General features: G+C 63.7%; 19 protein-coding genes. 8 read left to right on the forward strand and 11 right to left on the reverse strand.

The window, feature by feature from the left end; translation table 11 throughout:
* Positions 1 to 163: 163 nt before the first annotated feature.
* Positions 164 to 1603 (reverse strand): dihydrolipoyl dehydrogenase, encoded by a 1440-nt coding sequence (gene lpdA, locus BN69_RS04865; protein ID WP_014890446.1) that lies wholly within the window; start codon positions 1601 to 1603, stop codon positions 164 to 166.
* Between the two features lie 133 nt (positions 1604 to 1736).
* Here lpdA and BN69_RS18360 point away from each other — a divergent pair, with 133 nt between their 5' ends.
* Positions 1737 to 4211: a hypothetical protein gene (locus tag BN69_RS18360; protein ID WP_014890447.1), complete on the forward strand. Its 2475-nt coding sequence runs from the start codon at positions 1737 to 1739 to the stop codon at positions 4209 to 4211.
* 186 nt (positions 4212 to 4397) lie between these two features.
* Here BN69_RS18360 and rplT read toward each other — a convergent pair whose 3' ends face one another.
* Both rplT and rpmI read right to left on the reverse strand, forming a co-directional pair.
* A complete protein-coding gene (gene rplT / locus BN69_RS04875; RefSeq protein ID WP_014890448.1) occupies positions 4398 to 4763 on the reverse strand; it encodes a 50S ribosomal protein L20 in 366 nt (121 codons plus the stop codon).
* 36 nt (positions 4764 to 4799) lie between these two features.
* Positions 4800 to 5000 carry a 50S ribosomal protein L35 gene (gene rpmI / locus BN69_RS04880; RefSeq protein WP_014890449.1) on the reverse strand — a complete coding sequence of 67 codons (201 nt, stop codon included), beginning with the start codon at positions 4998 to 5000 and terminating at the stop codon, positions 4800 to 4802.
* A gap of 365 nt (positions 5001 to 5365) precedes the next feature.
* Here rpmI and BN69_RS04885 point away from each other — a divergent pair, with 365 nt between their 5' ends.
* Entirely contained in the window at positions 5366 to 6478 is a 1113-nt protein-coding gene (locus tag BN69_RS04885; protein ID WP_041926802.1) for an amidinotransferase, read from the forward strand.
* A gap of 49 nt (positions 6479 to 6527) precedes the next feature.
* Here BN69_RS04885 and BN69_RS04890 read toward each other — a convergent pair whose 3' ends face one another.
* Positions 6528 to 6854, reverse strand: a complete 327-nt coding sequence (locus BN69_RS04890) for a DMT family transporter (protein ID WP_014890451.1) — start codon at positions 6852 to 6854, stop codon at positions 6528 to 6530.
* 131 nt (positions 6855 to 6985) lie between these two features.
* Here BN69_RS04890 and BN69_RS04895 point away from each other — a divergent pair, with 131 nt between their 5' ends.
* Positions 6986 to 7864 carry a pirin family protein gene (locus BN69_RS04895; RefSeq protein WP_014890452.1) on the forward strand — a complete coding sequence of 293 codons (879 nt, stop codon included), beginning with the start codon at positions 6986 to 6988 and terminating at the stop codon, positions 7862 to 7864.
* A 110-nt stretch (positions 7865 to 7974) separates the two neighbouring features.
* Here the strand turns inward: BN69_RS04895 and BN69_RS04900 are convergent, their stop codons facing one another.
* On the reverse strand, positions 7975 to 9690 hold the full coding sequence (locus BN69_RS04900) for an ATP-binding protein (RefSeq protein ID WP_014890453.1): 1716 nt from the start codon (positions 9688 to 9690) through the stop codon (positions 7975 to 7977).
* A 9-nt stretch (positions 9691 to 9699) separates the two neighbouring features.
* Positions 9700 to 11238 carry a YifB family Mg chelatase-like AAA ATPase gene (locus tag BN69_RS04905; protein ID WP_014890454.1) on the reverse strand — a complete coding sequence of 513 codons (1539 nt, stop codon included), beginning with the start codon at positions 11236 to 11238 and terminating at the stop codon, positions 9700 to 9702.
* A gap of 202 nt (positions 11239 to 11440) precedes the next feature.
* Between BN69_RS04905 and BN69_RS04910 the strand changes: the two genes are divergently transcribed.
* Positions 11441 to 11698, forward strand: coding sequence for a GCG_CRPN prefix-to-repeats domain-containing protein (locus BN69_RS04910; protein ID WP_014890455.1), 258 nt, complete (start codon positions 11441 to 11443; stop codon positions 11696 to 11698).
* Between the two features lie 61 nt (positions 11699 to 11759).
* On the opposite strand, the gene BN69_RS04915 is transcribed toward BN69_RS04910, so the two are convergent.
* Both BN69_RS04915 and BN69_RS04920 read right to left on the reverse strand, forming a co-directional pair.
* Entirely contained in the window at positions 11760 to 12341 is a 582-nt protein-coding gene (locus BN69_RS04915) for a hypothetical protein (protein ID WP_014890456.1), read from the reverse strand.
* Positions 12342 to 12344: 3 nt separating this feature from the next.
* Complete coding sequence (locus BN69_RS04920; protein WP_014890457.1) at positions 12345 to 14846, reverse strand: beta strand repeat-containing protein; 2502 nt, start codon at positions 14844 to 14846, stop codon at positions 12345 to 12347.
* A 454-nt stretch (positions 14847 to 15300) separates the two neighbouring features.
* On the opposite strand from BN69_RS04920, the gene BN69_RS04925 reads away from it, so the two are divergent.
* The gene (locus BN69_RS04925; protein WP_014890458.1) at positions 15301 to 16893 is read left to right on the forward strand and encodes a class I SAM-dependent methyltransferase; all 1593 of its coding nucleotides are present in this window, start codon (positions 15301 to 15303) and stop codon (positions 16891 to 16893) included.
* A gap of 42 nt (positions 16894 to 16935) precedes the next feature.
* Here the strand turns inward: BN69_RS04925 and BN69_RS18365 are convergent, their stop codons facing one another.
* From BN69_RS18365 to BN69_RS04940, 3 genes are all read right to left on the reverse strand, one after another.
* The gene (locus BN69_RS18365) at positions 16936 to 18015 is read right to left on the reverse strand and encodes an AI-2E family transporter (RefSeq protein WP_014890459.1); all 1080 of its coding nucleotides are present in this window, start codon (positions 18013 to 18015) and stop codon (positions 16936 to 16938) included.
* Positions 18016 to 18064: 49 nt separating this feature from the next.
* Positions 18065 to 19042 carry a mechanosensitive ion channel family protein gene (locus BN69_RS04935; protein WP_014890460.1) on the reverse strand — a complete coding sequence of 326 codons (978 nt, stop codon included), beginning with the start codon at positions 19040 to 19042 and terminating at the stop codon, positions 18065 to 18067.
* 123 nt (positions 19043 to 19165) lie between these two features.
* Complete coding sequence (locus BN69_RS04940; protein WP_014890461.1) at positions 19166 to 19642, reverse strand: MgtC/SapB family protein; 477 nt, start codon at positions 19640 to 19642, stop codon at positions 19166 to 19168.
* Between the two features lie 153 nt (positions 19643 to 19795).
* Here BN69_RS04940 and BN69_RS04945 point away from each other — a divergent pair, with 153 nt between their 5' ends.
* Genes BN69_RS04945 through BN69_RS04955 form a run of 3 tightly spaced genes read left to right on the forward strand, consistent with a single transcriptional unit; the run spans position 19796 to position 23439 of the window.
* Complete coding sequence (locus tag BN69_RS04945; protein WP_014890462.1) at positions 19796 to 20482, forward strand: cytochrome c oxidase assembly protein; 687 nt, start codon at positions 19796 to 19798, stop codon at positions 20480 to 20482.
* A gap of 11 nt (positions 20483 to 20493) precedes the next feature.
* A complete protein-coding gene (ctaD, locus tag BN69_RS04950) occupies positions 20494 to 23046 on the forward strand; it encodes a cytochrome c oxidase subunit I (RefSeq protein WP_014890463.1) in 2553 nt (850 codons plus the stop codon).
* 3 nt (positions 23047 to 23049) lie between these two features.
* Positions 23050 to 23439 (forward strand): hypothetical protein, encoded by a 390-nt coding sequence (locus BN69_RS04955; RefSeq protein ID WP_014890464.1) that lies wholly within the window; start codon positions 23050 to 23052, stop codon positions 23437 to 23439.
* Positions 23440 to 23560: the final 121 nt, after the last annotated feature.

The raw sequence follows: 23560 nt of genomic DNA on the forward strand, positions 1-23560 counted from the left end.
GCGCGAGACGCGCCGCTCATCCGGTTTTTGTTCGTCTGACGTTGTCATCCCCGACGCGCGAAGCGCGATCGGGGATCCAAAGCAACATCACAGACATTTTTTATGAGTCCGGATTCCCGATGGCGCGCACAGCGCGCGTCGGGAATGACGCCCCGCGTTCGGCTCAAACGTGTATCGCGCGGCCGTAGGCGGCGAGCACGCTTTCATGCATCGTTTCCGACAGCGTCGGATGCGGAAAGATGGTGCGGATCAGATCTTCTTCGGTCGTCTCCAGATTCATCGCGATGACGAAGCCCTGAATCAGCTCCGTCGCTTCCACCCCATAAATATGCGCGCCAAGCAGCCGCCCGCTCTTGGCGTCGAAGATCGTCTTCACGACGCCTTCGAGCTCGCCGAGCGCGATCGCCTTGCCATTGGCGAGATAGGGGAAGCGGCCGATCTTCACGTCAACCCCCTGCTCCTTCGCCTTCGCCTCGGTCAGGCCGACGGACGCGACCTGCGGATGACAATAGGTGCAGCCCGGAATGCGCGACCTGTCGAGCGCGTGCGCGTCCAATCCGGCGATCGCCTCGACGCAAGTGACGCCCTCATGCTCCGCCTTATGCGCGAGCATCGGACCGCCGGCGACGTCGCCGATCGCGTAAACGCCTTCGACATTGGTGCCGCCCCTTCCGTCTGTCTTGATGACGCCCCGCTCAAGGGCGACGCCGAGCGCCTCCAGCCCGAGGTTTTCCACATTGGCGATGACGCCGATCGCCGACAGCGCGCGCTCGACTTCCAGCGTCTGCGTCTCGCCGTCCGCGCCTTTCAGACTAACGACGAGGCTGTCGGCCTTCTTCTCGACGCCCGTCACCGTCGTCGCGACGCGGATGTCGATCCCCTGCTTTTTGAACGATCGATGCGCCAGAGCGGCGATCTCTTCGTCTTCGCTGGGAAGAATATGCGGCAGCGCTTCGACGAGAACGACCTCGACGCCGAACGTCCGATAGAAGGACGCGAATTCGACGCCGATCGCGCCCGCGCCCACGATGAGCAATGTTTTTGGAAAGCGCTCCGGCTTCATCGCCTCGAAATAGGTCCAGATGAGTTTCCCGTCGGGCTCGAGGCCCGGCAGAACGCGCGGGCGGGCGCCCGTCGCGATAATGACGTGCTTCGCCTGATAGAGGCCGTGGTCGAGCCGCGTTTGCGGCGCGGGCAATTGCGGCGGCATGGGCGGTTTGGTCGGCGCGGCGACGCGCACTTCGCCCTTACCGGCAAGCGTCGCCTCGCCCCATATGACGTCGATCTTGTTCTTCTTGAGCAGAAACGCCACGCCGCCGTTGAGCCGCGTCGCCGCCTCGCGCGAATGCGCGACGATGCGCGCGACGTCGGCGCTCAAAGCGCCTGGCGAAACGCCGAACCGCTCGCCCTCGCCGGCGAGGCGATAGACCTCGGCGGAGCGCAGCAGCGCCTTCGTCGGGATGCAGCCCCAGTTCAGGCAGATGCCGCCGAGATGTTCGCGCTCGACGACCGCGGTCTTCAAGCCCAGTTGCGCGGCGCGAATCGCGGCGACATAGCCGCCGGGTCCGCCGCCGATGACGATGAGATCATATGTGTCGGCCATGCTTCGTCCTAGCTTCCAAGTGACCCGTCTTGAGCGTTGTCGGCATATCTAAAAATTCACGAAAATTTGCGGCCTGGAGAAAAGCATATATTGTTTAGGCGTTTGCAGTCACCTGACCACGAGGGGGCTTTGATTGAGCGCCCGTCTTGCATCGACGATCGGCTCGCTGCGTTCGCTTTTTTTCAAGATCCTCGCTGGTCTGCGTCGCGCCGGTCGTTTCATCTGGCGCGGCGCGGTCACTGTCGTCCATCTTTTGCTTTTGGTCTTTCTGACGGTTCTCGTAACCGCTTGGGCCATTTCCACGCCGAAGGACCACCCCTATCGCGTTCTTGATCCCGACTCGCGCGACTGCAACATGCGGATCGGCGAAAACGGGAACTACGCGTCGCCGGCATGGAATATTCTCGCAGCCTATGGCAACGCCGAAAACGAAGCGGCGCTCAAGGACGAGGCAGGTCATTGGGACACGAGATTTCAATGCGCGATCCAGCGGCACGAAGTTCCTGTTCCCAACGCTGACGCCAGCAATCGATTGAATCCGCTTGGCTACACGCTGGCCTTTCTGGAATTCAAGGAGGATGGCGAGCCCTTCGAGCTGATCAAGGACCCTCATCAGCTGTTCACCATGAACGAATTGACCGATCGCGTGAGCTATATCGAACGCAGCGCATGGAAGCCGATCACACAGCTTGAGGCGCTCAACGCGCATCTTAGATCAGTTGAAAAGCGCACCCACGCCGATGAATTCGGAAACGCCGTCAAGCACAGCAATTATGTAATCGTCTTCGTTCATGGCTGGCGGCATGACGCATCGATCGGAGACGGCAATGTCACCGATCTTCGCGCTTACGCGGCGCATGTCGCGCGATACCTTCGCGACCGGTGCGTCGCTGGCGAAAGCGAGCATTGCGGGCGCGAGGTGACGGCGGTGTACGTCGGCTGGCGAGGCGCCCGCCTAAACGAAACGCAACTGCATCTTCCCTTTATCGCTTTGGGCAATACCGTGGGCGCGCTCTTGGACGGCGACGCGTCACATTGCTCGAACGGCGTTTTACCCAGCGATAAGCCCTTGTGCTGGAAGAACTGGATCAATTCCTGGGGCGATTCGCTCGCTTCCGGCGTCGCGACGCTGACTTTGTTCGACCGCAAACCCGTCAGCGAATATATCGCGCCGCACGCCCTCATGGCGCTGCGAAAAATCGAGCAGGTTCTCAACAAACAGCCCGGGACGAAGGCAAAGCAACGAGACAATCCCAACAAGATGATCGTGATCGGCCACAGCCTCGGCGGCAACATGTTGGCCACGGCGTTGAAGGACCATTTGATCAAGGCCGTGCGCAATCATCCGGGCGACAACGCCTATTTTTATCCCCCGCTCGGCGATCTCGTGGTTCTCATTAACCCTGCCGCCGAAGCCTCCAAATGGACTGATGTTCAGCGCGCCGTCTGGGAGAGAGTCGCCTTCTTCGAGGGCGAAGGCGACCTCATGCCAGGTCATCGCTTTTTTCCCGCTCATCAAAGTCCTGTCGTGATCTCAGTCACCTCGGCCTATTCCTGGCCTCCCGGCGGGATCCGGCCGGCGGACTGCGCCATAGCCATGCACGACAAACTGAGTTTGCTCGGTCGGGATATGAATTCGCCGAGCGAAATGTGCGAGAGATACAAGCAGTTCCTCCAGGCAAAAAAGCCCGGGGAATTCATCTTCCATGACGAGACGCCGAACCCCGACGAGCGCGCCTGCGGGGCGCTAAGAACGCCGTTTGCGCTCGATCAAGCGGTGGAGGAGATCGATCGAAAAAAGAAAATCGGCATCAAGTCTGACTTCGCGACCTATCTCGCCTTCCCGCTTTTTCGCGGCGACCTCCGTCCGCTTGGCGCGATGATCGCCGGCGCCGCGCGCGATTGGCGCGCCGCCTGCCAAAGCTTCGAGCGGCCTGCAAACCGGCGCGAACAGCGGGCGCGGAGCTTTTTGCAGAGGGTCGGAGAATTCGTGAGCGATCTTCCCTTCCAGAATACCGATATCGAATCTTCCCGCACGATCGGCCATCTCGATCCGCCGCGGTCGTCGGTAAGTCTCGTCGACACTTATCGCATGCCGGCGCGCCAGGTCGGGACGACGCATGAAATCCGCAGCATCGGTTGGGCGACGCCCAACCAGGCGCCCTACGAGCAGATCCCCGCCGACCCGTCATTGGACTGTCCGATCAGCCACGACTGGCTGACGCGCGCCCGAAAGGCGCAAACGAACGGCACTCAGTGGGAGAGCGCGCGATTGGCGCCGCCGCTCGATGTCGATCCTGCTAATCCTCGCGGCGGCGACGGTCATCCAGCGGTCGAGATGACTCATGGCTTCCGGCTCGCGGGAATGCTCCCGATCACGCGCGCTAACGACCCCTTCTGGAACATGCGCGCCTATGACGATGTGCTCATGAGCCATGGCGGCTTCATGTTCAGTTCGTTCATTTGCGCGATCAATCAGTTCGTGATGGATCGGCCGACACGCTGGCCCGCGCCGTCAACGCCCGCCGAATGGCAGAGCGCGCCTATGCCTCGGGAGCCAAATCGGCCGGCGGCGGACGCTTTCAAAACTCGTGGGCGGGCGAGATGAAAAGCCCCGGCGATCCGGCGGCCAAAGAATAGAAAACAAAAAAAGCCTCCCGCGGGCCGCGGGAGGCTCGAATGTGTTCGCGATATCGAGCAGGTTCCGAATCGATGAGAACCTGCTCCAACGTTTTGATTTGAGCGATTCCTTATCGATCACATGATTCCATGTGATCGGGAAACCCTCTAGCTCTCAGGCGGCCTGCGGCAACGCCGATTTGGCCTGCGCCACGATCGCCGCGAAGGCTTCCGGCTGGTGGATGGCGAGATCCGACAAAACCTTGCGGTCGACTTCGATCCCGCCCTTGGCGAGCCCGTCGATGAATCGCGAATAGGTCAGCCCGTGCTCGCGCACGGCGGCGTTGAGCCGTTGGATCCACAGCGCGCGGAACACGCGCTTCTTCGCCTTGCGGTCGCGCGTCGCATATTGCATCGAGCGGTCGACGGCGGCCTTGGCGGCGCGGATCGTGTTCTTGCGGCGGCCGTAGAAGCCTTTGGCGGCCTTGAGGGTCTTCTTGTGTTTGGCGTGGGCGGTGACGCCGCGTTTGACGCGAGCCATGACGAACTCCTTTGCGAAAAAGTGCGGTTCTGCAGATCAGCCGTTCGGCAGGAAGTATTTCTTGACGTTGTCGCCGTCAGTCTTGAACAGCACATTCGTGCCGCGCAGGTTTCTGATCTGCTTGTTGGTCCGCTTGATCATGCCGTGGCGCTTGCCCTGCTGGGCGTAGACCACTTTCCCGGTGCCGGTGATCTTGAAGCGCTTTTTCGCGCCGGATTTCGTCTTCAGTTTGGGCATTTTGCTCTCCCGGGCTCTGGGCCCTGTTGTTTGCGCCGCAGGAAATTGGTCCGAACGACGCGTGTTCGCGCGAGCGAAAGAACCGCCACGGCAGCCCATCACTGGCCGGGCGGTTCTGTAGAGCGCGGTTTATTGCCCAACGCCGGGGGAAACGCAAGTCCGCGCACGCCCTGGGGAGCGCCCGGAGTAGACGGCCCCGCCTCTTGGCGACATAGTCCGACGGCCAAGAAGGCGTGAGTCGACAACAAGGCGAGGAAGACCAAGCAGCGCGACGTTAAACCAAGAAATAACGCCGTTTTTCATAAGATTGAAGAACAATCGGAAAGCGCTAGATGTCACTCGCTGGAAACGATCCGGGGCGCATTATGAATATGCATGCATCTATAGGGGCCGCGATTGCCGCGGACTGTCCGGTCAACTCCCACAATGAGTGGGATCCACTGGAAGAGATCATCGTCGGCCGCCTCGAAGGCTCGACGATTCCTTCCGACCATCCGGTCGTCACCTGCAACATTCCCGGCATGGCCGCGCGCGCCCAATCGCTCGCCGCGGGCTTCCGCTTTCCGAAATTCATGATCGAGCCCGCCCAGGAAGAGCTCGACAATTTCATCAAGGTGCTCGAATCGCTCGGCGTCACGGTGACGCGGCCGGAGCCCTTCAACCACAAGGCGAAGTTTTCGACGCCCTATTGGTCGTCGCGCGGCTTCTGCAATTCCTGCCCGCGCGATTCCATGCTCGTCTTCGGCGACGAGATTCTCGAAACGCCGATGGCCTGGCCCTGCCGCTATTTCGAGACGCACAGCTATCGGCCAATCCTGAAGGACTATTTTAAGCGCGGCGCGCGCTGGACGTCGGCGCCCAAGCCGCAGCTCACCGACGAGTTGTTCGATCCCAACTTCAAATTGCCCGAGAAAGGCGAGCCGCTCCGCTATATTCTCACCGAGTTCGAGCCGGTGTTCGACGCCGCCGATTTCTTCCGCTGCGGCCGCGATATTTTCGTCACGCGCTCCAATGTGACGAACGCCATGGGCATCGACTGGCTGCGCCGCCATCTTGGCGAGGGCTATCGCATCCACGAGATCAAGAGCCGCTGCCCCAACCCGATGCATATCGACACGACGATCCTGCCGCTGGGGCCGGGCCGGCTGCTGATCAATCCGGAATATATCAATCCGGATGAGCTGCCCGACATTTTGAAGAAGTGGGACGTTCTCGTCGCGCCGGAGCCCGATCCGATCAACGACCGCATTCTCGCGATCACCTCGATGTGCGGCAAATGGCTCAGCATGAACATTCTGATGATCGACGAGAAGCGCGTCATCGTCGACCCGCATCACACCAACATGATGCGGCAGATGGAGAAATGGGGCTACGAGCCGATCCCCTGCTCTTTCCTGCACTATGCGGCGTTCGGCGGCGCCTTCCATTGCGCGACGCTCGACGTGCGCCGGCGCGGAACGCTCGAAAGCTATTTTTGATTCAAGCTTCTTTCGCCCGACGCTTCTGACAAGGAGCGCCGGGCAATCTCTATTTCAGGTCGACGCCGCCAAGCCGCAGGCCGACGATGCCCAAGAGAATGAGGCCGATCGATCCCAGCCGCAGCACGGTGGTCGGTTCGTTGAACAGGAAAACGCCCACCAGGGTCGCCGCCGCGATGCTTGCGCCGGTCCACACCGCATAGGCCGTGCCGGCGGGAATCGTTTTCACCGCCAGGCCCAGGCATCCGACGCTCGCCGCCATGAAGAAAACCATAATGAGCGACGGCCAGAGCCGCGTGAATCCTTGCGCATATTTCATCCCGATGAGCCAGCCGACTTCGCAGATGCTGCCGATAAAAAGGATGATCCAGTCCATTTAACCGTCCTTGCCTGCCGACGTCGCCGCCCCGTCCGGCGACTTGTGGATTTTGCGGTCCGATCCGTCAAGAACCGCCAATTTGCAATTCGCCCGACGCCGCCCACATAGGCGGCAGAGGAGCCTACGTCATGAGAAGGATTATCGACGTTTACCCCGCCCCGGACTCCATGCACTGGGTCGGCGACGGCTTTCCAGTACGCTCGCTGTTCTCGCATCACGAACATGGCGCGCCGGTGAGCCCCTTTTTGCTGTTCGACTACGCGGGGCCATTCGATTTTCCACCGACCGCCAAGCGGCGCGGCGTCGGCGCCCATCCGCATCGCGGCTTCGAGACGGTGACGATCGTCCTGGACGGCGAACTCGCGCATCGCGACTCGACCGGCGCCGGCGGACTGATCGGTCCCGGCGACGTGCAATGGATGCGCGCGGCCTCGGGCGTCGTCCATGAGGAGTATCATTCCGAAAGCTTCGGCAAGTCGGGCGGACGCTTCGAGGTCGTGCAGCTTTGGGTCAATCTGCCGGCGCGCGAGAAGATGAGCCCGCCGCGCTACCAGACCCTCCTCGACAAGGACATTCCGCGCGTCGATCTGCCGGATGACGCCGGAATCGTCCGCGTCATCGCCGGCGAATTCGATGGCCATCGCGGACCGGCGCAAACGGCGACCCCGATCGATCTTTGGGACGTGCGGATCGACGCTGGAAAGCGCGCCCGATTCACGCTTCCCGAAGGCCATACGGCGCTTGCGGCGGTTCTTGAAGGAACGGTCGAAGCCAATGGCGAGAGGATCGCGCGCGCGACGGATGTGGTCGTGTTCGAGGAGGAAGGCGGCGACATCGCCTTCGAAGCCAACACTGACGTGAAGCTGATTCTCATGAGCGGCGAACCGATCGACGAGCCCGTGGCGCAACAAGGCCCGTTCGTGATGAATTCACAGGAAGAATTGCGTCAGGCCTTCGCCGACTATCAATCGGGGCGGTTCGGCGTCATCGCGCCGCAGGGCGGATAAGAGCAGGTTCCGAAAATGTTGACAGACTTTTTCGATGAGAACCTGCTCCAAGGTATTGCTTTTGAGCGATTCCTTATCAATCACATGATTCCATGTGATCGGGAAGCGCTCTAAGAGGAAGCGCCGCTGCGGCGCGGCGCCAGTCTCAGCTCTTCGATCGTCGCCGCGAGCGACGCGAACTCCACCGGCTTAGTGAGAAAAGCGTCGACTCCGGCGGCGCGGGCGGCGCGTTCGTCTTCCTCGCGCGCGCTGGCCGTGAGCACCAATATGGGCGTGCGCGGCGCGCCTGCCCGCGCCTCCGCCTCGCGAATGCGGAGGCTCGCCTCGCGTCCGTCGAAATCCGGCATGAAAAGATCCATGACGATCACGTCATAGGGCGCGCCCACGCCCTCGATCGCTTCGCGGGCGCGCGCGAGCGCAAGCGCGCCGCTTTCCGCCCGAGTCACCGTCGCGCCAAGCTTCGCGAGGTGACGCGTGAGGATGAGCGCGTTGATCTCATTGTCTTCGGCGATCAGCGCGTTCACCCCGGCGAGCGCCTGCGGCGGCGCGTCGTCGTCAGGCGCCGGCGCCTTGGCGCGCTCTGGCGACAGACGGGCGATCAGCGAGGCGACCCGCACCGGCTTAACGAGCCATCCGTCGAAGTCGCACAAGGCGTCTTCGCCGAAGGCGCGCCGTTCGATGGGCGAGAAGAGCAGAAACAGTCGTCCCGCCTGCGCGTCGCGAGCGACTTTCGCCAATTGCGCGGTCATGTGCGGGCCCAGCGCGCAGTCGACGATGACGGCGTCGAAGGGTTTCTCGCGCCGCATTTGCAGCGCGGACGGCGCATCCCCGGCCGCGACGATCTCCGCTTTGGCTCCGGCGAACCGCAAGGTCTCGGCGAGATAGGGCGCTTCAAAGACGCTCTGCGCGACGATCAGCGTTTCAAGCCCGGAAAGCGGCGCCGGCGCCCTGTCTTCGCTGAACGGCGGCGCCGGAAGCGTGAAGGCGAAAACCGCGCCCGTATCCGATGAATTGACGAGCGCCAGGGCGCCGCCCATCCTGGCGACGAGACGGCGAGAGATGGCGAGGCCGAGCCCTGTGCCCGCCTGCGGGTGGTTCTCGGAAGGATCGGCCTGCTCGAATTCCTCGAAGATCGCCTCGCGCGCCACCTCTGGAACGCCCGGCCCGGAGTCGCGCACCTCGAAGCGCAGCCGCGCGCCGTCTCGCGCGACGCGCACGCCCACGCCGCCGCGCTCGGTGAATTTCACCGCATTGCCGATGAGATTGACAAGCACCTGCCGAAGTCGCGCCGGATCGCTCACGATTTCGCGCGGCGTGTCCGGCGAGATGACGCTGGCAAGCTCCAGCCCTTTCGCCATCGCGCGCGGCGCCAGCAATTCGACCACGCTTTCGACGAACGGCGCGAGCGCGAAGGCTTCGTGACGCAGCTCGAATTTGCCGGCTTCGATCTTGGAGAAATCCAGAATGTCGTCGATCAGCTGCGAGAGCGAACGGCTGGAATCGCCGATCGCTTCGACATAGCTCGCCTGTTCGGCGGTGAGCCTGGTCATCGCGAGAAGCTGCGCCAGGCCCATGACGCCGTTGAGCGGCGTGCGGAATTCGTGGCTGACCGCCGCGAGAAAGCGCGACTTGGCGAGACTGGCGGCTTCCGCTCTGTCGCGCGCCGCGGCGGCGGCGCGCAGCTCCCAGATTTCGTCGCGCAGCGATTCGAATTCGGCCTCGACCTGCGCGCGGCCGCGTCTGCGCAGCGCAATGAAAATGGACGCCGCCAGCAGCAGAATGGCGAGCTGCGCCGCAAGCAAAATCACAATATGGTTTAAAGACATGCGCCCATATCAGGCCGCAAGGCGCCCCGACGCAAGCCCCGCGCGATAGGAAAGCGCTTCGGCAAGATGCGGTCGGCCGACGGACTCAGCGCCGTCGAGATCGGCGATGGTGCGCGCGAGCTTCAAGACCCTGTGAAACCCTCTGGCGGTGAGGCCGAAGCGCTCGGAGGCGTCCCGAATCAGCGCCGTGCCGCCGGCGTCGAGACGCGCCACGCGCTCGATCACCGCCGCGGGCGCGGCGGCGTTGGCGGCGACCCTTGGCAGCGAGAGCGCATCGTAGCGTGCGCGCTGAATCTCTCTGGCCCGCGCGACGCGCGCCGCGACCTGCCGCGACCCCTCGCTTGGCGGCGGCAACACGAGATCGGCGGCGGTCACCGCCGGCACCTCGATCTGCACATCGAAACGGTCGAGCAGCGGCCCCGAAAGCCGCGCCTGATATTGCGCGACGCAGCGTTCATTGGGTTGGCGCTTGCAGGCGTAGCCCGGATCCATCGCATGACCGCAACGGCAGGGATTCATCGCCGCGACTAGCTGAAAGCGCGCCGGGTAGACGGCGCGATGATTGGCGCGCGACACCGCCACCTCGCCCGTCTCGAGCGGCTGGCGGAGACTGTCGAGGACCTGAGGCTGAAACTCGGGCAGTTCGTCGAGAAAGAGCACCCCGTGATGCGCGAGCGAAATCTCGCCCGGCCGCGCATGGGTCCCGCCGCCGACCAGCGCCGGCATCGAGGCGGAATGGTGAGGCGCGCGAAAGGGCCGCCGGTCGGTCAGTTCGCCTCCGGCGATCTGCCCCGCCACCGAATGCACCATCGAGACTTCCAGCAATTCCCGCGGCGTCAGCGGCGGCAGGATCGACGGCAGCCGCGCGGCGAGCATCGATTTTCCCGCCCCCGGAGGGCCGCTCATCAGAAGATTGTGGCCGCCGGCGGCGGCGATTTCGAGCGCGCGCTTGGCGCTCTCCTGTCCCTTGATGTCGGAAAGGTCGGGCTGATCGTCGGCGAGCCGGCGGACCGCCGGCTGAGGCCGGGCCAGAACCTGCGCGCCCTTGACGTGATTGACCAGCTGGATGAGCGAGCGCGGCGCGATCACCTCCATATCGCTCGACGCCCACGCCGCTTCCGGCCCGCATTGGCTCGGACAGATCAGTCCCAATCCGCGCGCGTTGGCCGCCACCGCCGCCGGCAGGACCCCCGCCGTCGGCGTCAGCGTTCCGTCGAGCGCAAGTTCGCCAAGCACGACGAATCCTTCGAGCGCGTCGGAGGGAATGGCTCCAATGGCCGCCATGACCCCAAGCGCGATCGGCACGTCATAGTGGCTTCCCTCTTTGGGCATGTCGGCGGGAGCGAGATTGACGGTGATTCTTTTCGCCGGCAGCGCCAGACCGGAAGCGATCAGCGCCGCGCGCACCCGCTCGCGCGACTCGGCGACGGCCTTGTCGGCGAGGCCGACGACATTGAAGACGACCGCGCCGCTCGAAATCTGCACTTGGACGTCGACGGGACGGGCCTCGACGCCTTCGAACGCGACCGTCGCCACCCTCACCGCCATCGCGCGCTCCCGAGAAATTCCTTTCGGCAATTGTCGACAGCTTAACTGGCGCGCGATCTCGGCGCAAGAACATTATATGAACACAGCCGCGCCGGCACTAACCTAGATCGGAAATTGCAATTGCCAGGTTTCGGTTTGCGCGCAGATATTCTGCGCGCGCGGCGCGAGGAGCCGCACACAGGCCGATTGAAGGAGATTGCAGATGAAGTTGAGAACGGGTCTCGCGATGATTTTCGCGGCGGCTCTGGCCGCGCCGGCCGACGCGGCGATGCCGGTCGCGCCGAGTGAGACGGCGGGCGCGCCGATCGTGCAAGTCTATGGCGGTTGCGGGCCTTACGGCCATCGCGGTCCCTATGGCGGGTGTCGGTGGGGCGGACAATGGGGCGGCTACCGCTTTGGAAGGCCCTGCCCGCCCGGCTTCCATCTCGGTCCCTACGGCCGCCGCTGCTGGCCAAACTAAGCTCACCGAAAAGCCGGGACGGCGAACCGTCCCGCGCTTTGCCGGCGCCCGTCCGTCGCCGTCAGGGCTGCTTTGTCCCGGACGGGCGAAGTCCCGTCCCGCCTTTTGGCTGCGCTGCGGCGCTCGGGGCCGGCGCGTCGCTCGGCGCCACCGGCGCCGAAGATCCCAGCGAAACCGAGAGGCCGAACAGCTTCCACTGGCTCTGGACAGGCGCATAAAGCAGTTCGAAGCGAATCTGCGTCGGCACGGACGGGAAAAACCCCGCCATGTGCATCATTCCAGTCGACTCTATCTGCGGCAGCATGCTGAGCTGCGGCTCCAGGACGGCGACGCCCGACAGGTCGAGATTTTGGGTGCGCTGATAAGCGAAGATTTCCGCCAGCCGCGCGGCCGTGTTCGTCTGGAAGCCCGGGGCTCCGAGGTCGCGCAGCACCGTATAATTGCCGGTCTTGTTGGCCTGATCGAGCGCAAGCAGAGTCGAGCGGACGAGAATCAGAACCCCGTTCTTGTCGATATCGGCGGGCCTGGGCGGCTGCGCCGGCCGCGCAGGCTGAGACTTAGGCGACTGCGCCGAAGCCATCGTCGGAAAAAAACTCGCGGCCACCAGGGCCGCGAGCATTATGTGCTTGATCTTTACGATCATGGATCACCAAGCCAGGGTCAGGCCCGCACGTCCGGCGACGCCGCCGTATTTGAGGCCCGCGCCGATGCCGGCATTGACCACCGCCCATTCGTTCAAGCGCAGTTGCCCCTGAGCGGCGAGGGCGTACTGGCCGCGGAAGGTGCCGAAGTTGCCGGTGACCGAGAAGAACTTGTTGTCCGGCAGGTAGCTGGCGCCGCCGAGCGCGACGGCGACCGCCGTGCCCTCGTAACCACGTTGCACCCCTCTTCCGAGGTCATACACGCTTTGCGCCAGGCCAAGGACGCCAGCCTGCAGACCTTGGATGTCCTGCGGACCGAACGCCGAAGTCGCGAGATGACCCTGGGCGTCCGTGGTGGTGAACTTGGTCACGCCAACCTGCGAGGCCAAGCTCGCGGCGGATGTGATGCCAGGCGCCTGGTAGGTGTTGGCCGCCGTGCCGAGCATGATCTGGTTGTTCGCGGTGTTGGTCGCGCCAGCGCCCAAAGCCGTTGAGCCGTTGAAGCCATTGGCGTTCGCTCCGGCCCCAACCGCCGTCGAGGCGACGGTTCCGTTTGTGTTGGCGCCTAGGCCAACCGACACCGAGCCGACGCTGCCGACGGACGTAGCGCCCGAACCCAGCGCAGAAGAGCCAAAGCTGCCGTTGGCGTTAGCCAGCGTGCCAGATGCCGTCGAAAGGAAGCTGCCGGTCGCTGTCGCACCCGTTCCGACCGCGGACGAGCCAAAGCTGCCGCTAGCGTTCGAGTCCGTGCCAACCGCCGTTGAATTGACGGCGAGGTTGGCCTTAGCGTTGGTACCGAGCGCCGTCGAACGGAAGCTCGGAGCCGCTTTTGTGCCGGCCTGAGCGCCATTGCCAAATGCGGAGTTCTTCGAATCCCCGAAGAAGCCCCAGGCGGAAGAACCGTCACCGACCGCCGTGCCACCCTTGTTCGCCAGAGCGCCGGCGCCGATCGCAACGGAGCCTTGTGCTTGCGCGCCCGTGCCGATCGCGATCGCGTTGGCGCCGGGTCCGGCCGTAGCCCCGTTACCTAGAGCAATGCCGTTTTGACCTGTCGCCTTCGAGCCAACACCCCCGGCGAAAGAATTGTCGCCGGTCGCCGAGTTGCCCGTGCCGACCGCGGTGCCCTTGTCGCCGGTGACCAGATTGCCAGAGCCGAAGGCTTGGGCCTTGTCGGCAGCCACGAAGTTGCCGTTGCCGACCGCCGTGGACTTGTCGCCGAGCACGAGGTTCTTGGAGCCGGTCGCGGTCGAGCCGTCGCCGGACACGCCATTGACCGCGCCGAAGGCGCTGGAGTTGTCGCCGAACACGCCATTGACGGTGCCAAAGGCGTTGGAGTTGTCGCCGAAGACCGCGTTGGTGTTGCCGACGCTGGTGGACTTGTCGCCGACGATCAGGTTCTTGGAGCCGGTCGCGGTGGAGCCATCGCCGAAGACCGCGTTGGTGGTGCCCACGCTGGTCGACTTGTCTCCGATCACGAGGTTCTTCGAGCCGGTCGCGGTGGAGCCGTCGCCAATGACGCCGTTGATGGTGCCGAAGGCGTTGGAGCCGTCGCCGATGACGCCGTTGATGGTGCCGACCGCGTTCGAGCCGTCGCCGATGACGCCGTTGATCGTGCCGATGGCGTTCGACCCATCGCCGAGAACGCCGTTCAGCGTGCCGATGGCGTGCGAGCCGTCGCCACCCACGAAGTTAAATGCGCCAATGGCCGCGGAATTGTCTCCGAAAACGCCGTTCACCGTGCCGAATGCGCTGGAGTTGTCGCCGAAGACCGCATTGGTGTTGCCGACGCTGGTCGACTTGTCGCCGACGATCAGGTTCTTGGAGCCGAAGGCGCTGGAGCCGTCGCCGAAGACCGCGTTGGCGGCGCCGACGCTGGTCGACTTGTCGCCGACGATGAGGTTCTTGGAGCCGAAGGCGCTGGAGCTGTCGCCGAAGACCGCGTTGGCGGCGCCAACGCTGGTCGACTTGTCGCCGACGATCAGGTTCTTGGAGCCGAACGCGCTGGAGCTGTCGCCGAACACGCCGTTGGTGTTGCCGACGCTGGTCGACTTGTCGCCGATGATGAGGTTCTTGGAGCCGAACGCGCTGGAGCCGTCGCCAAACACGCCGTTGATCGTGCCGAAGGCGTTGGAGCCGTCGCCGATCACGAGGTTGAGCGTGCCGATGGCGTTCGAACCGATGCCGACCACGCCGTTGAGCGTGCCGATGGCGTTCGAGCCGATGCCGATCACGCCGTTGAGCGTGCCGATGGCGTTCGAGCCGATGCCGAGCACGCCGTTGAGCGTGCCGATGGCGTTCGAGCCGGGACCGAACGCGGCGTTGAGATTGCCGCAGGCAAACGCGAGGGGCCCGGCGATGGAGGGCGATCCGGGGCAGACTAAGGCGCTCGCCGACGTCGGCGCGAATGCCGCGCCCATCGCGATGGCGGCGGAACCGCCCATCAGCACGCGACGAAATGCGAGGGAACCGTTTTTGGGTTTGATGAGTTTCTGAGACAGTTTGGTCATGGTCAGTTCCCATTCCTAAGGACTGCGAAGAGCACCGAACCGCGAATTTGCCGAGCGCGGTGACAAGTGGTCGCGATGAATAAAATTTGGACGGGCATGCACAGTCAACGATGAACGGCGCCTTTAGCGCTCGGTTTGGCCACATTTCCGGCAGCTGTGATAAATAGGAAACAGTGCCGAGGACCTGCGTAAAGGCGCAACAAGCGCGCCGTCTAATCTCAAATAATTGAAGTTCCCCGAGTAATCGGTTCGCCTCGAGACCGCCTCCGTAAACTTACGTAGGTCGTTTGCTTGGGAAGGCGTCGCCCCTCCAAATATCGTTCGCGGGGCGACTCGGGAGTTCGAACGCCGAGACGGCGCGATGCTCGAGGATGAGCGGAGGCGAATCTCGCCACGTTGCAAATTGGCCGGGCCAAGTGGAGAATGAAACTCCTTGGGCTCCGGAAACTTGCTTATGACGACTCACTTCGGGACGGCCGTGCAGGCGGCGATCGCGCGCAACGCCGCCTCCTACGACGATCTTCCTTATGTCTCGCATCCCTTTCCGCAGACGCATCCGGCGCGGCTTGGCGCGGTCGCCCGCATCTTCAAGCTGACGGCCCCCGATCTCTCCCGCGCCCGGGTTTTGGAGCTTGGATGCGCGGCCGGGGGCAATCTCATTCCGCTCGCGGCCCGTCACCCGGACGCCTATTTTCTCGGCGTCGACCTGTCGCAGCGGCAGATCGAGGAGGGCCAGCAGCGAATCGCCGCCCTCGGACTGTCCAACGTCAATCTACGCCGCCAGAGCCTGACCGACCTTCGGTCCAAGGACGGCGGCTTCGACTATATTATATGTCACGGCGTCTACAGCTGGGTGCCCGAGCAGGTGCGCGACGCTATTCTGCGGATCGCGCGAGAAAATCTCGCGCCGCACGGGGTCGCCTTTGTCAGCTACAATGTTCAGCCCGGATGGCGGCTGCGGCAGACCTTGCGCGACGCGCTGGGGCTGCACGTCGGGCCGCATGGCTCGCTGCGCGAGCGCGTCGCCCGCGCCCGCGAAATGCTGTCCTTTCTGGAGCAGAACACGCCGGCGGAGACGACCTGGGGCGCTATTTTCCGGGCCGAAGCCGCCAATTTGCGCATGGCCGACGACTCCTACATCGGCCACGAATTTCTCGAAGACTGCAACGAGCCGTGCAGTTTCTCCGAGTTCATGGCGAGCGCCGGGGGCCACGGACTGGCCTATCTCGGCGAGGCGGCCCTTTCGACCATGATGCCCGAGAATATGAATCCGGCCGCGGCGCCCTTGCTGCGCGCGCTGGCGGGCGACAATCAGGTGTCGCTCGAACAGCATATGGACATTTTCACCGGCCGGACCTTCCGCCAGAGCCTGCTCATCCACAAGGAGCGGGAGAGTAAATGCGTCCGCAAGATTATGCCCGACGCGCTCGCGGGCCTGCACTTTCTGGCGCGGACGGACTTCGGCTTTTCGCGCGAAGAGGGGGGCAACGCCTTTTTCGCGGACGGCACCGGCGCCTGGTTTTCCACACAGGATCCGGGCGTGCGCAAGGCCATGGACGCGCTTGCCGCGCGGCTGCCGGATTCGAGTTCGATCGACGAGATCGTCGCAGCGATGGAGGTGCGCGGCGCCTCCGTCGACGAGGCGACGCGATCCAGAATCGCCGACGCGTTTATGCGCATGACGCTCGTCGGCCTTTTGACGGGCTCGACGGAACCCATGCGGATCGCTCGCGCGCTTTCAGCAAAGCCTCTCGCCTGCCCCATGCTGCGGGCCGACGCGGCCGCCGGCGTCTTGCACTCGGCTAATCTGCGCCATGAGCCGATTCGGCTCGATATCGTCGCCCAGTTGGTGACGCCGCTGCTCGACGGCGGCAACGACCGTGACGCCCTGATCGCCTCGACGATCGCCGCGGCGGACGCCGGCCGCGTGACCTTTCAGCGCGCCGGTCAGACAGTGGTCGATCCGGCCGATATCGCCGTCTGCGCCGCCGAGCACGTCGATCGCGTGCTCGGCCACCTGCAGAGCAACGCCTGCCTCCTCGCCTGAGGTGCGGCTCCAAGGGAGGGGATCCGCCGGGCCGCGACGGCGTTATCCCATGGAGCGGCGAGCGGCCATCTCCGATTGTTCCGGTGAGGCGGCGCTCTCCGCCTGATCGTCCGAGAGCAGCGTCGCGATCCAGCGGACGCTCGGAAAGTGCTGACAGAGGATGATCAGCGCCGATGTCAGCGGAACGGCGATAAAGGCGCCGGCGATTCCCCAGATCCAGGTCCAAACCGAAAGTGAAACGAGGATCGCCATCGGCGTCAGCGATAGGCGCTGGCCCTGAAGCATCGGCGTGACGACATTGCTGATCACGATTTGGATCGCCGAAAAGCCCAGGAATGTAATCGCCGCCATCGTCCAGCCATCGTATTGCATGATCGCATAGAGCGTTGGCGGCAAAATGCCGATGATATTGCCGATCACCGGAATATAGTTGAGCAGAAAGTTCAGCAGCGCCCACACCATCGCCAGGTCCAGGCCGAGAACCAGCGACCAGACCAGAGTCGCCACGCCGGTGATCGTGCTGGTCAGGGTGGCCACCCAGAGATACTGGCGGATCTTCACCGCGGTCGAGTCGACGGCGTCGACGAGTTCGCGTCTTTCGCGCCCGCCGAGTTGCTGTCCGATCTTCTTTCGCAGAAGCGTGACTTCGGGAAGGCCGAAGGCGACGAGCACGCCAATCACGCCGATATAGGCGATGACGTTATAGACGCTCGTGAGGGCCTTCTGCGCCAGATCGATCATTCGACTGTAGCCGCCGAATCCGCCGAGCGAGCCGCCCCAGCTCTGCACCCAACCGGACATTCTGTCATAGAGCTGCTGCAGCTTTTCAGAATTTTCGCCGAACGCCTGCCCGATCTGTGCGACGGAAAAGGAAATGGCGCCGGCGAACGCCGCGAGCACGGCCAGCAACACCAGAATCGTGCCGATGTTGCTAAGCGTCTCCGGCACGTAGCGCTGAAGCCATGGCTTGACCGGCCACACCGCGGCGATGACGACGGAGGCGGCGGCGAGCGGCATCGTCACCGGGTAGGTTTGTCTCAACGCGAAGGCGACGATGAAGAAGGCGACGATCGCCAGCAGTCTCGTCTGCGTGGCCTGTTGTGCTTGCTGCGACTGATCCATTCCGCTCTCCAGAGGCTCATGCAAAGCAAAGCGGCTGACAAGGACGCGCCTAGCCGCTGTGAAACAGACCGCCAGTTCTGGCGGGCGCCGGCGCCTGCTCGCGTCGTTGCTTGCGCGGCGCTGGAGCCTCTTTGGGAGCCGGCCAGCCTTCGCGCTGTCGTCCGCGCTCGCCGTCGGTTTCCTCGGTCTGATCGTGGAAGAGGATCTGATAGGTGGGGAACGGCATGTCGACGCCGGCCGCCGTCAAAGCGGGCGCAATGGCGCGATAGACTTCGTCGGTCGATTCGACGACCTCGCGCATGATCGTCGGCTGGATCCAGTAGCGGACCTCCAGATTGACGCCGAAATCGCCAAGGCCTTGAAAGAGCACGGCCGGCTTCGGCTCCGGCAGCACCCGGCGGATTTGGGCGATTTCGGCAAGAATCACCGCGCTGGCCCTGGCGACGTCGTCGCTGACTCCGATCGAGATTATGAGATGAATGCGCCGCGCCTCATAAGCGGTATTGACCACGACCCGGTTCGTATAGAGCTCGCTATTGGGAATCACGACGCGGCGACTGTCATATGTGCGCAGCAGGGTTGCGCGGATCTGAATGTCCTCCACCGTTCCCTCATGCGGGCCGCTGACGATCTGATCGCCGATATGGAATGGCCGCGTCACCAGCAAGAGAATGCCGGCGAGCATGTTCTGGAAGATGTCCTTCGCCGCGAAGCCGACGGCCACGCTGCCGATGCCGAGGGCGCCGAACACGGAAGCGGCGTCGAGCGACGGAAGCACGACGGACAGGGCGATGATGGCGCCGATCAGGTTCACGGCGCCGCGGCCGAGCCTGGAGAAAATCTTGACGATGTGTGGAGGCTGTCCCGAACGGGTCGCGACCCTCGCCACGCCGCGTCCGACGCCCAGGGCGAACAGGTAAACGACGAAATAGACCAAGAGTCCGAAAGCGAGGTTCGGCAGAAATGCGACGAACCCCTGCCAAATGTTCTGAAGCCGCTCCCAGGCCGCGTCCAACTGAAACTCCATGACCAATCCGGGTTCGTCAGGCGATAGAACCCCGAGATGTGGTCGATGTTCCTCGACGCCGCCGACGCGGCTTCCCTGCCGCCATTGCGCCTGCGCTTCTGCGTGAGCGAAACCGCGACGCGTCTATGAACTCGGATCTTTATTCGCGCGGGAATCTTTGTTCGCGCGCGAATCGTCGTCGACCAGCACGTTGTTTTCGAGCGGCGTGATCGCCCTGAGCGTCACAAAAGTGAAGAGCGCGACCGCGACCGCAACGTCGTAGCTGCCGAGACCAACTGCGGCGCCAATAGCGCCTGTGGCCCACAGACTCGCCGCCGTCGCCGTTCCTTTAACCATGGCGCCTTGCTTGAGAATGGCGCCGCCGCCGATGAATCCAATTCCGGTGATGACGCCTTGGATGATTCTCGCCATGCCTTCAGGCGAATTCGACATGTATTGCTCAGCCGCCTGGACAAATCCGCAGGAGGCGAGCGCGACGAGCGGAAAGGTGCGCAGACCTGCGCTGCGCTCCTGTCGCTCCCGATCCCAGCCGATCGGCAGAGCGAGCCCATAGGCGCCGGCAAGCGCCGCGAGATGGGGAAGTATTTGAAATTTGTCCACGTCTACGCCGCTTGCCGCCCCAAGTTTACACAGTAGGCGACGGGGCGGACGTTTCAATAGCCGCCGCAAGCTCTGGATTGACCGGCGCGCTGGCCAATATGGTCCTTATTCGCAACTCGCACCAACGAAGCGATGAGCAGAACGAAATTGGCGATGGCATCGACGGCGGACGGCGCGCGCCTCGCCCAAGCCGCTTGGGACTCGCGGTCGAAGCTCGTCGTCGCGGTGATTGTCGCCTGCGCCGTCGGACTCGCCGCTCGCTTAGGTCCGGGCCTCGGACCTCGCGCGTCTCACATGGCGACGCATATTTTACTGATGAGCGCGCTCGCGCCTTTTCTGGCTGTGCTGTGGATGCGTTTCACATCGGCGCCGGTCCTTGCGACCGGTCGCGCCCTGGCGATCGTCACCCTGGCGCAGCTTGCCCTGCTCTATGCGTGGCATGCGCCGGGGGCGTCCGCCTATGTCGAGCGGCATCCGACCGCGCATCTCCTGATGCACGCGTCGCTGCTGGCGACCGCCCTGCTGTTCTGGCTGGCGATTCTCGGCGATACGGGCGTCGGTCGCTGGCGCGGCGTCGCGGCGCTCGCGATCACCGGCAAGCTTGCTTGCCTTCTTGGCGTGCTGCTTGTGTTCGCGCCGCGCGTTCTCGACGCAAGCGCGGCGAGTTGGGGAGCGACGACGGAGACGACGCTGGCGGATCAGCGCCTTGCCGGTCTGCTGATGCTGGCGGCCTGCCCGGCAAGCTATGTCCTCTCCGGTGTCTCCATCGCCTCGCGGTGGCTTCTTGATATGGAGGACAATCGCTTGCGCGCGCGGACCGATCGCCCGGACGGCGCCTAGAGCGCGCGCCCATGTCCGACGGACCAAGCGACCCGAAGCGTCTTCCAAACGAAACGCCACGGCCGCCGGGCGAGCTTGAAGAGCTTGAGCGGGTTTGGGCCTATCCGCCGGGCTGGCGCAAGATCAGCGAGATCAACAATAGTCTCGTCGGCGTCATCTATATCGGCGCGGCCTTTCTGTTCTTTTTGCTGGCGGGCGTGCTGGCGCTGATCATGCGCGTCCAACTTTCACATGGCGACAATCGTTTCATCGGACAGGATTTCTACAATCAGATCTTCACCGTGCATGGCACGACGATGATGTTCCTTTTCGCCGTGCCGGTGATGGAGGCGCTGAGCGTCATTCTGCTGCCGCAGATGCTCGCCGCGCGCGACCTGCCCTTTCCAAGGCTCAGCGCCTTCGCCGTCTGGGCCTATGTCATCGGCGGCCTCGTGTTCTTCTCGACGATCTTCTACGGGCTCGCGCCGAGCGGCGGCTGGTTCATGTATCCGCCGCTCACGCTGACGAAGTTTTCGCCCGGAGACAACGCCGATTTCTGGCTGCTCGGCATCGGCTTCATCGAAATATCCGCGATCGCCGGCGCGATTGAAATCATCGTCGGGATGCTGCGCACGCGGCCGCCGGGAATGACGCTCGACAAGATGCCGCTCTTCGGCTGGTCGATGCTGGTCTTCGCGGCGATGATCGTCTTCGCCTTCCCCGCCGTGATCCTCGCGACCATGATGCTGGAGATCGAGCGATCCTTCGGCTGGCCGTTCTTCACGGCGGCGCAGGGCGGCGATCCGCTGCTGTGGCAGCATCTCTTCTGGTTCTTCGGGCATCCGGAGGTCTATATCATCTTCCTCCCGGCGGCCGGTCTCGTCTCGATGATCGTGCCGACGATGGCGCAGCGGCCGCTGATCGGCTATCGGCTGATCGTCGTCGCGTTGATCGCCACGGGCTTCTTTAGCTTCGGCCTTTGGGTGCATCACATGTTCAGCACCGGCATACCGGCGCTGAGCCTCGGTTTCTTTTCGGCGGCCAGCATGGCCGTCGCGGTGCCGTCCGGCATTCAAGTCTTTTCGTGGATCGCGACGATCGCCTCCGCGCGCGAGCGATTTAAGATCACAACGCCATCCCTGTTCATCCTCGGATTTCTTTTCATCTTCGCCATCGGCGGTCTGACGGGCGTGATGGTCGCGGTCGTGCCGTTCGATCTTCAGGCGCATGACAGCTACTTCGTGGTCGCGCATTTCCATTACGTCCTCGTCGGCGGCATGGTGTTTCCGCTCTTTGCGACCTTCTATTACTGGGACCCGATGATCAGCCGGAACCGGCTTTCCGAGCGCCTCGGACGCTACGTGTTCTGGCTGATGTTCGTGGGCTTCAACGTCGCCTTTTTCCCCATGCACATCTCCGGTCTCCTAGGCATGCCGCGGCGCGTCTGGACCTATCCAAGCGCCATGGGATGGGATGCGCTGAACATGACGTCGACCGTCGGCGCCTTCATTCTCGCGCTGGGCGTGCTGGTGTTCGTCGTCGATCTCTTCGTCCGCTTCCGGCGCGACTGGGAGACGCAGAGAACGCAGACCAATCCCTGGAGCGCCGGAACGCTGGAGTGGCTGCCGAGCGATCTGTATTCGATGCGCAGCGTTCCGATCGTGACGAGTCGCTATCCGCTTTGGGATCAGCCCAATCTCGCCGAAGACGTCGCGGCGGGCGCCTATTATCTGCCGAACGCCACAACCGGACGGCGCGAGACGATCGTCACCTCGCCCATCGAGGCCCGACCGGAATATCTCCTTGAAATGCCGGGACCCGGCTGGGCGCATATGTTCTCGGCGGTCTTCACGGCCGCCTTCTTTCTGCTGCTGACGGTGAAGGCCGTTGCGATCGCGCTTGTCTGCGGCGCGGTGGCCGTCTTCGCCACGCTCGTCTGGTGCTGGCAGCTCGACCCGCCGCCGCGCGGACGCGTCGAGATCGGCGGCGGGATCAGTCTGCCCACCTATATGTCCGGACCTTCGTCGCACGCCTGGTGGGCGATGATCGTGCTTATTCTCGTCGCCGCTTCGCTCTACATCGCCTTCGTGTTTTCTTACCTCTATCTTTGGACCGTCAGCCCGCAAGTCTGGCCCGTCGCCGGGTCGTCGCCGTTTCCCGAATTGCGTTGGGCGCTAGGCGGCGCATCGCTGATGCTTCTCAGCATTCTTGCATTCAGAATGGCCGACCGCGCACTTCCAAAGCCCGGCTCGATCAGCCTGTCGGCGGCGCTCCTGATGATCGCCGGCGCGCTGTGCCTCATTGGCGGCGTCGGGATGGAGTTGCATGCTCAATGGCAATCTGGCCTGCGGCCGTGGGAAAATTCCTACGGCGCGATGGTGTATTTGGAAGTTGTCTTGACTGGGCAGCTCGTGGCGACTGTCGCGGTGATGACGGGATTCGCCCTGGCGCGTCTCTTCACGGGGAAACTGGATGCGCAGCGGCGCGTATCATTCGAAAGTGCGGCGCTGCTGGCGTACTACACAGCCGCGCAAGGGCTTCTCGGATTTCTGCTCCTTTATGGCTTTCCGCGAATGCTGGAGTAGGCGATGTCGCGTGCAAGCAAGGCTGAGCGTTCTCGCTGGTCGCTGACGACGATCATCGGCTTTCTGCTCGCCGGTCCGATCGTCTGGGGCCTGCATTTTCTTTTCGTCTATGGCGGGCACACGCTGATGTGCGTGCTCGGCTGGTCCAGCGAGCCGCAAATCATACGGGCGACGGTGATCGTGGCGGGCGGGTTCGCGCTCGCGCTTCTGGTTTTCATCGCGCGTGGGGCGCGCCGCTGGCGCCGCTATGTGGTCGAGAGCGGCGGCGACTTGGCCGAGTCAGCGGAATTCCAAATGAATGCGACGTTGCTGCTGATGCTGCTGTCGAGCGCCGGCGTGATATGGTCGAGCCTTGCGGCTTTCTTTATCGCGCCCTGCCAGACGCTGCGTTGACGTCGCCGAGATCGTAAAAGGTGCGGCGGAATGGCCCCGCAGCCGTCGCGCCTGAGCACGCCGGCGCTGACGCGCTGGCCGTTGCGACAAAGGCGCGGCGCATCTCGCGCATTTCGCGCGC

Origin of the sequence: Methylocystis sp. SC2 (assembly GCF_000304315.1) — a bacterium.
GTDB lineage: Bacteria > Pseudomonadota > Alphaproteobacteria > Rhizobiales > Beijerinckiaceae > Methylocystis.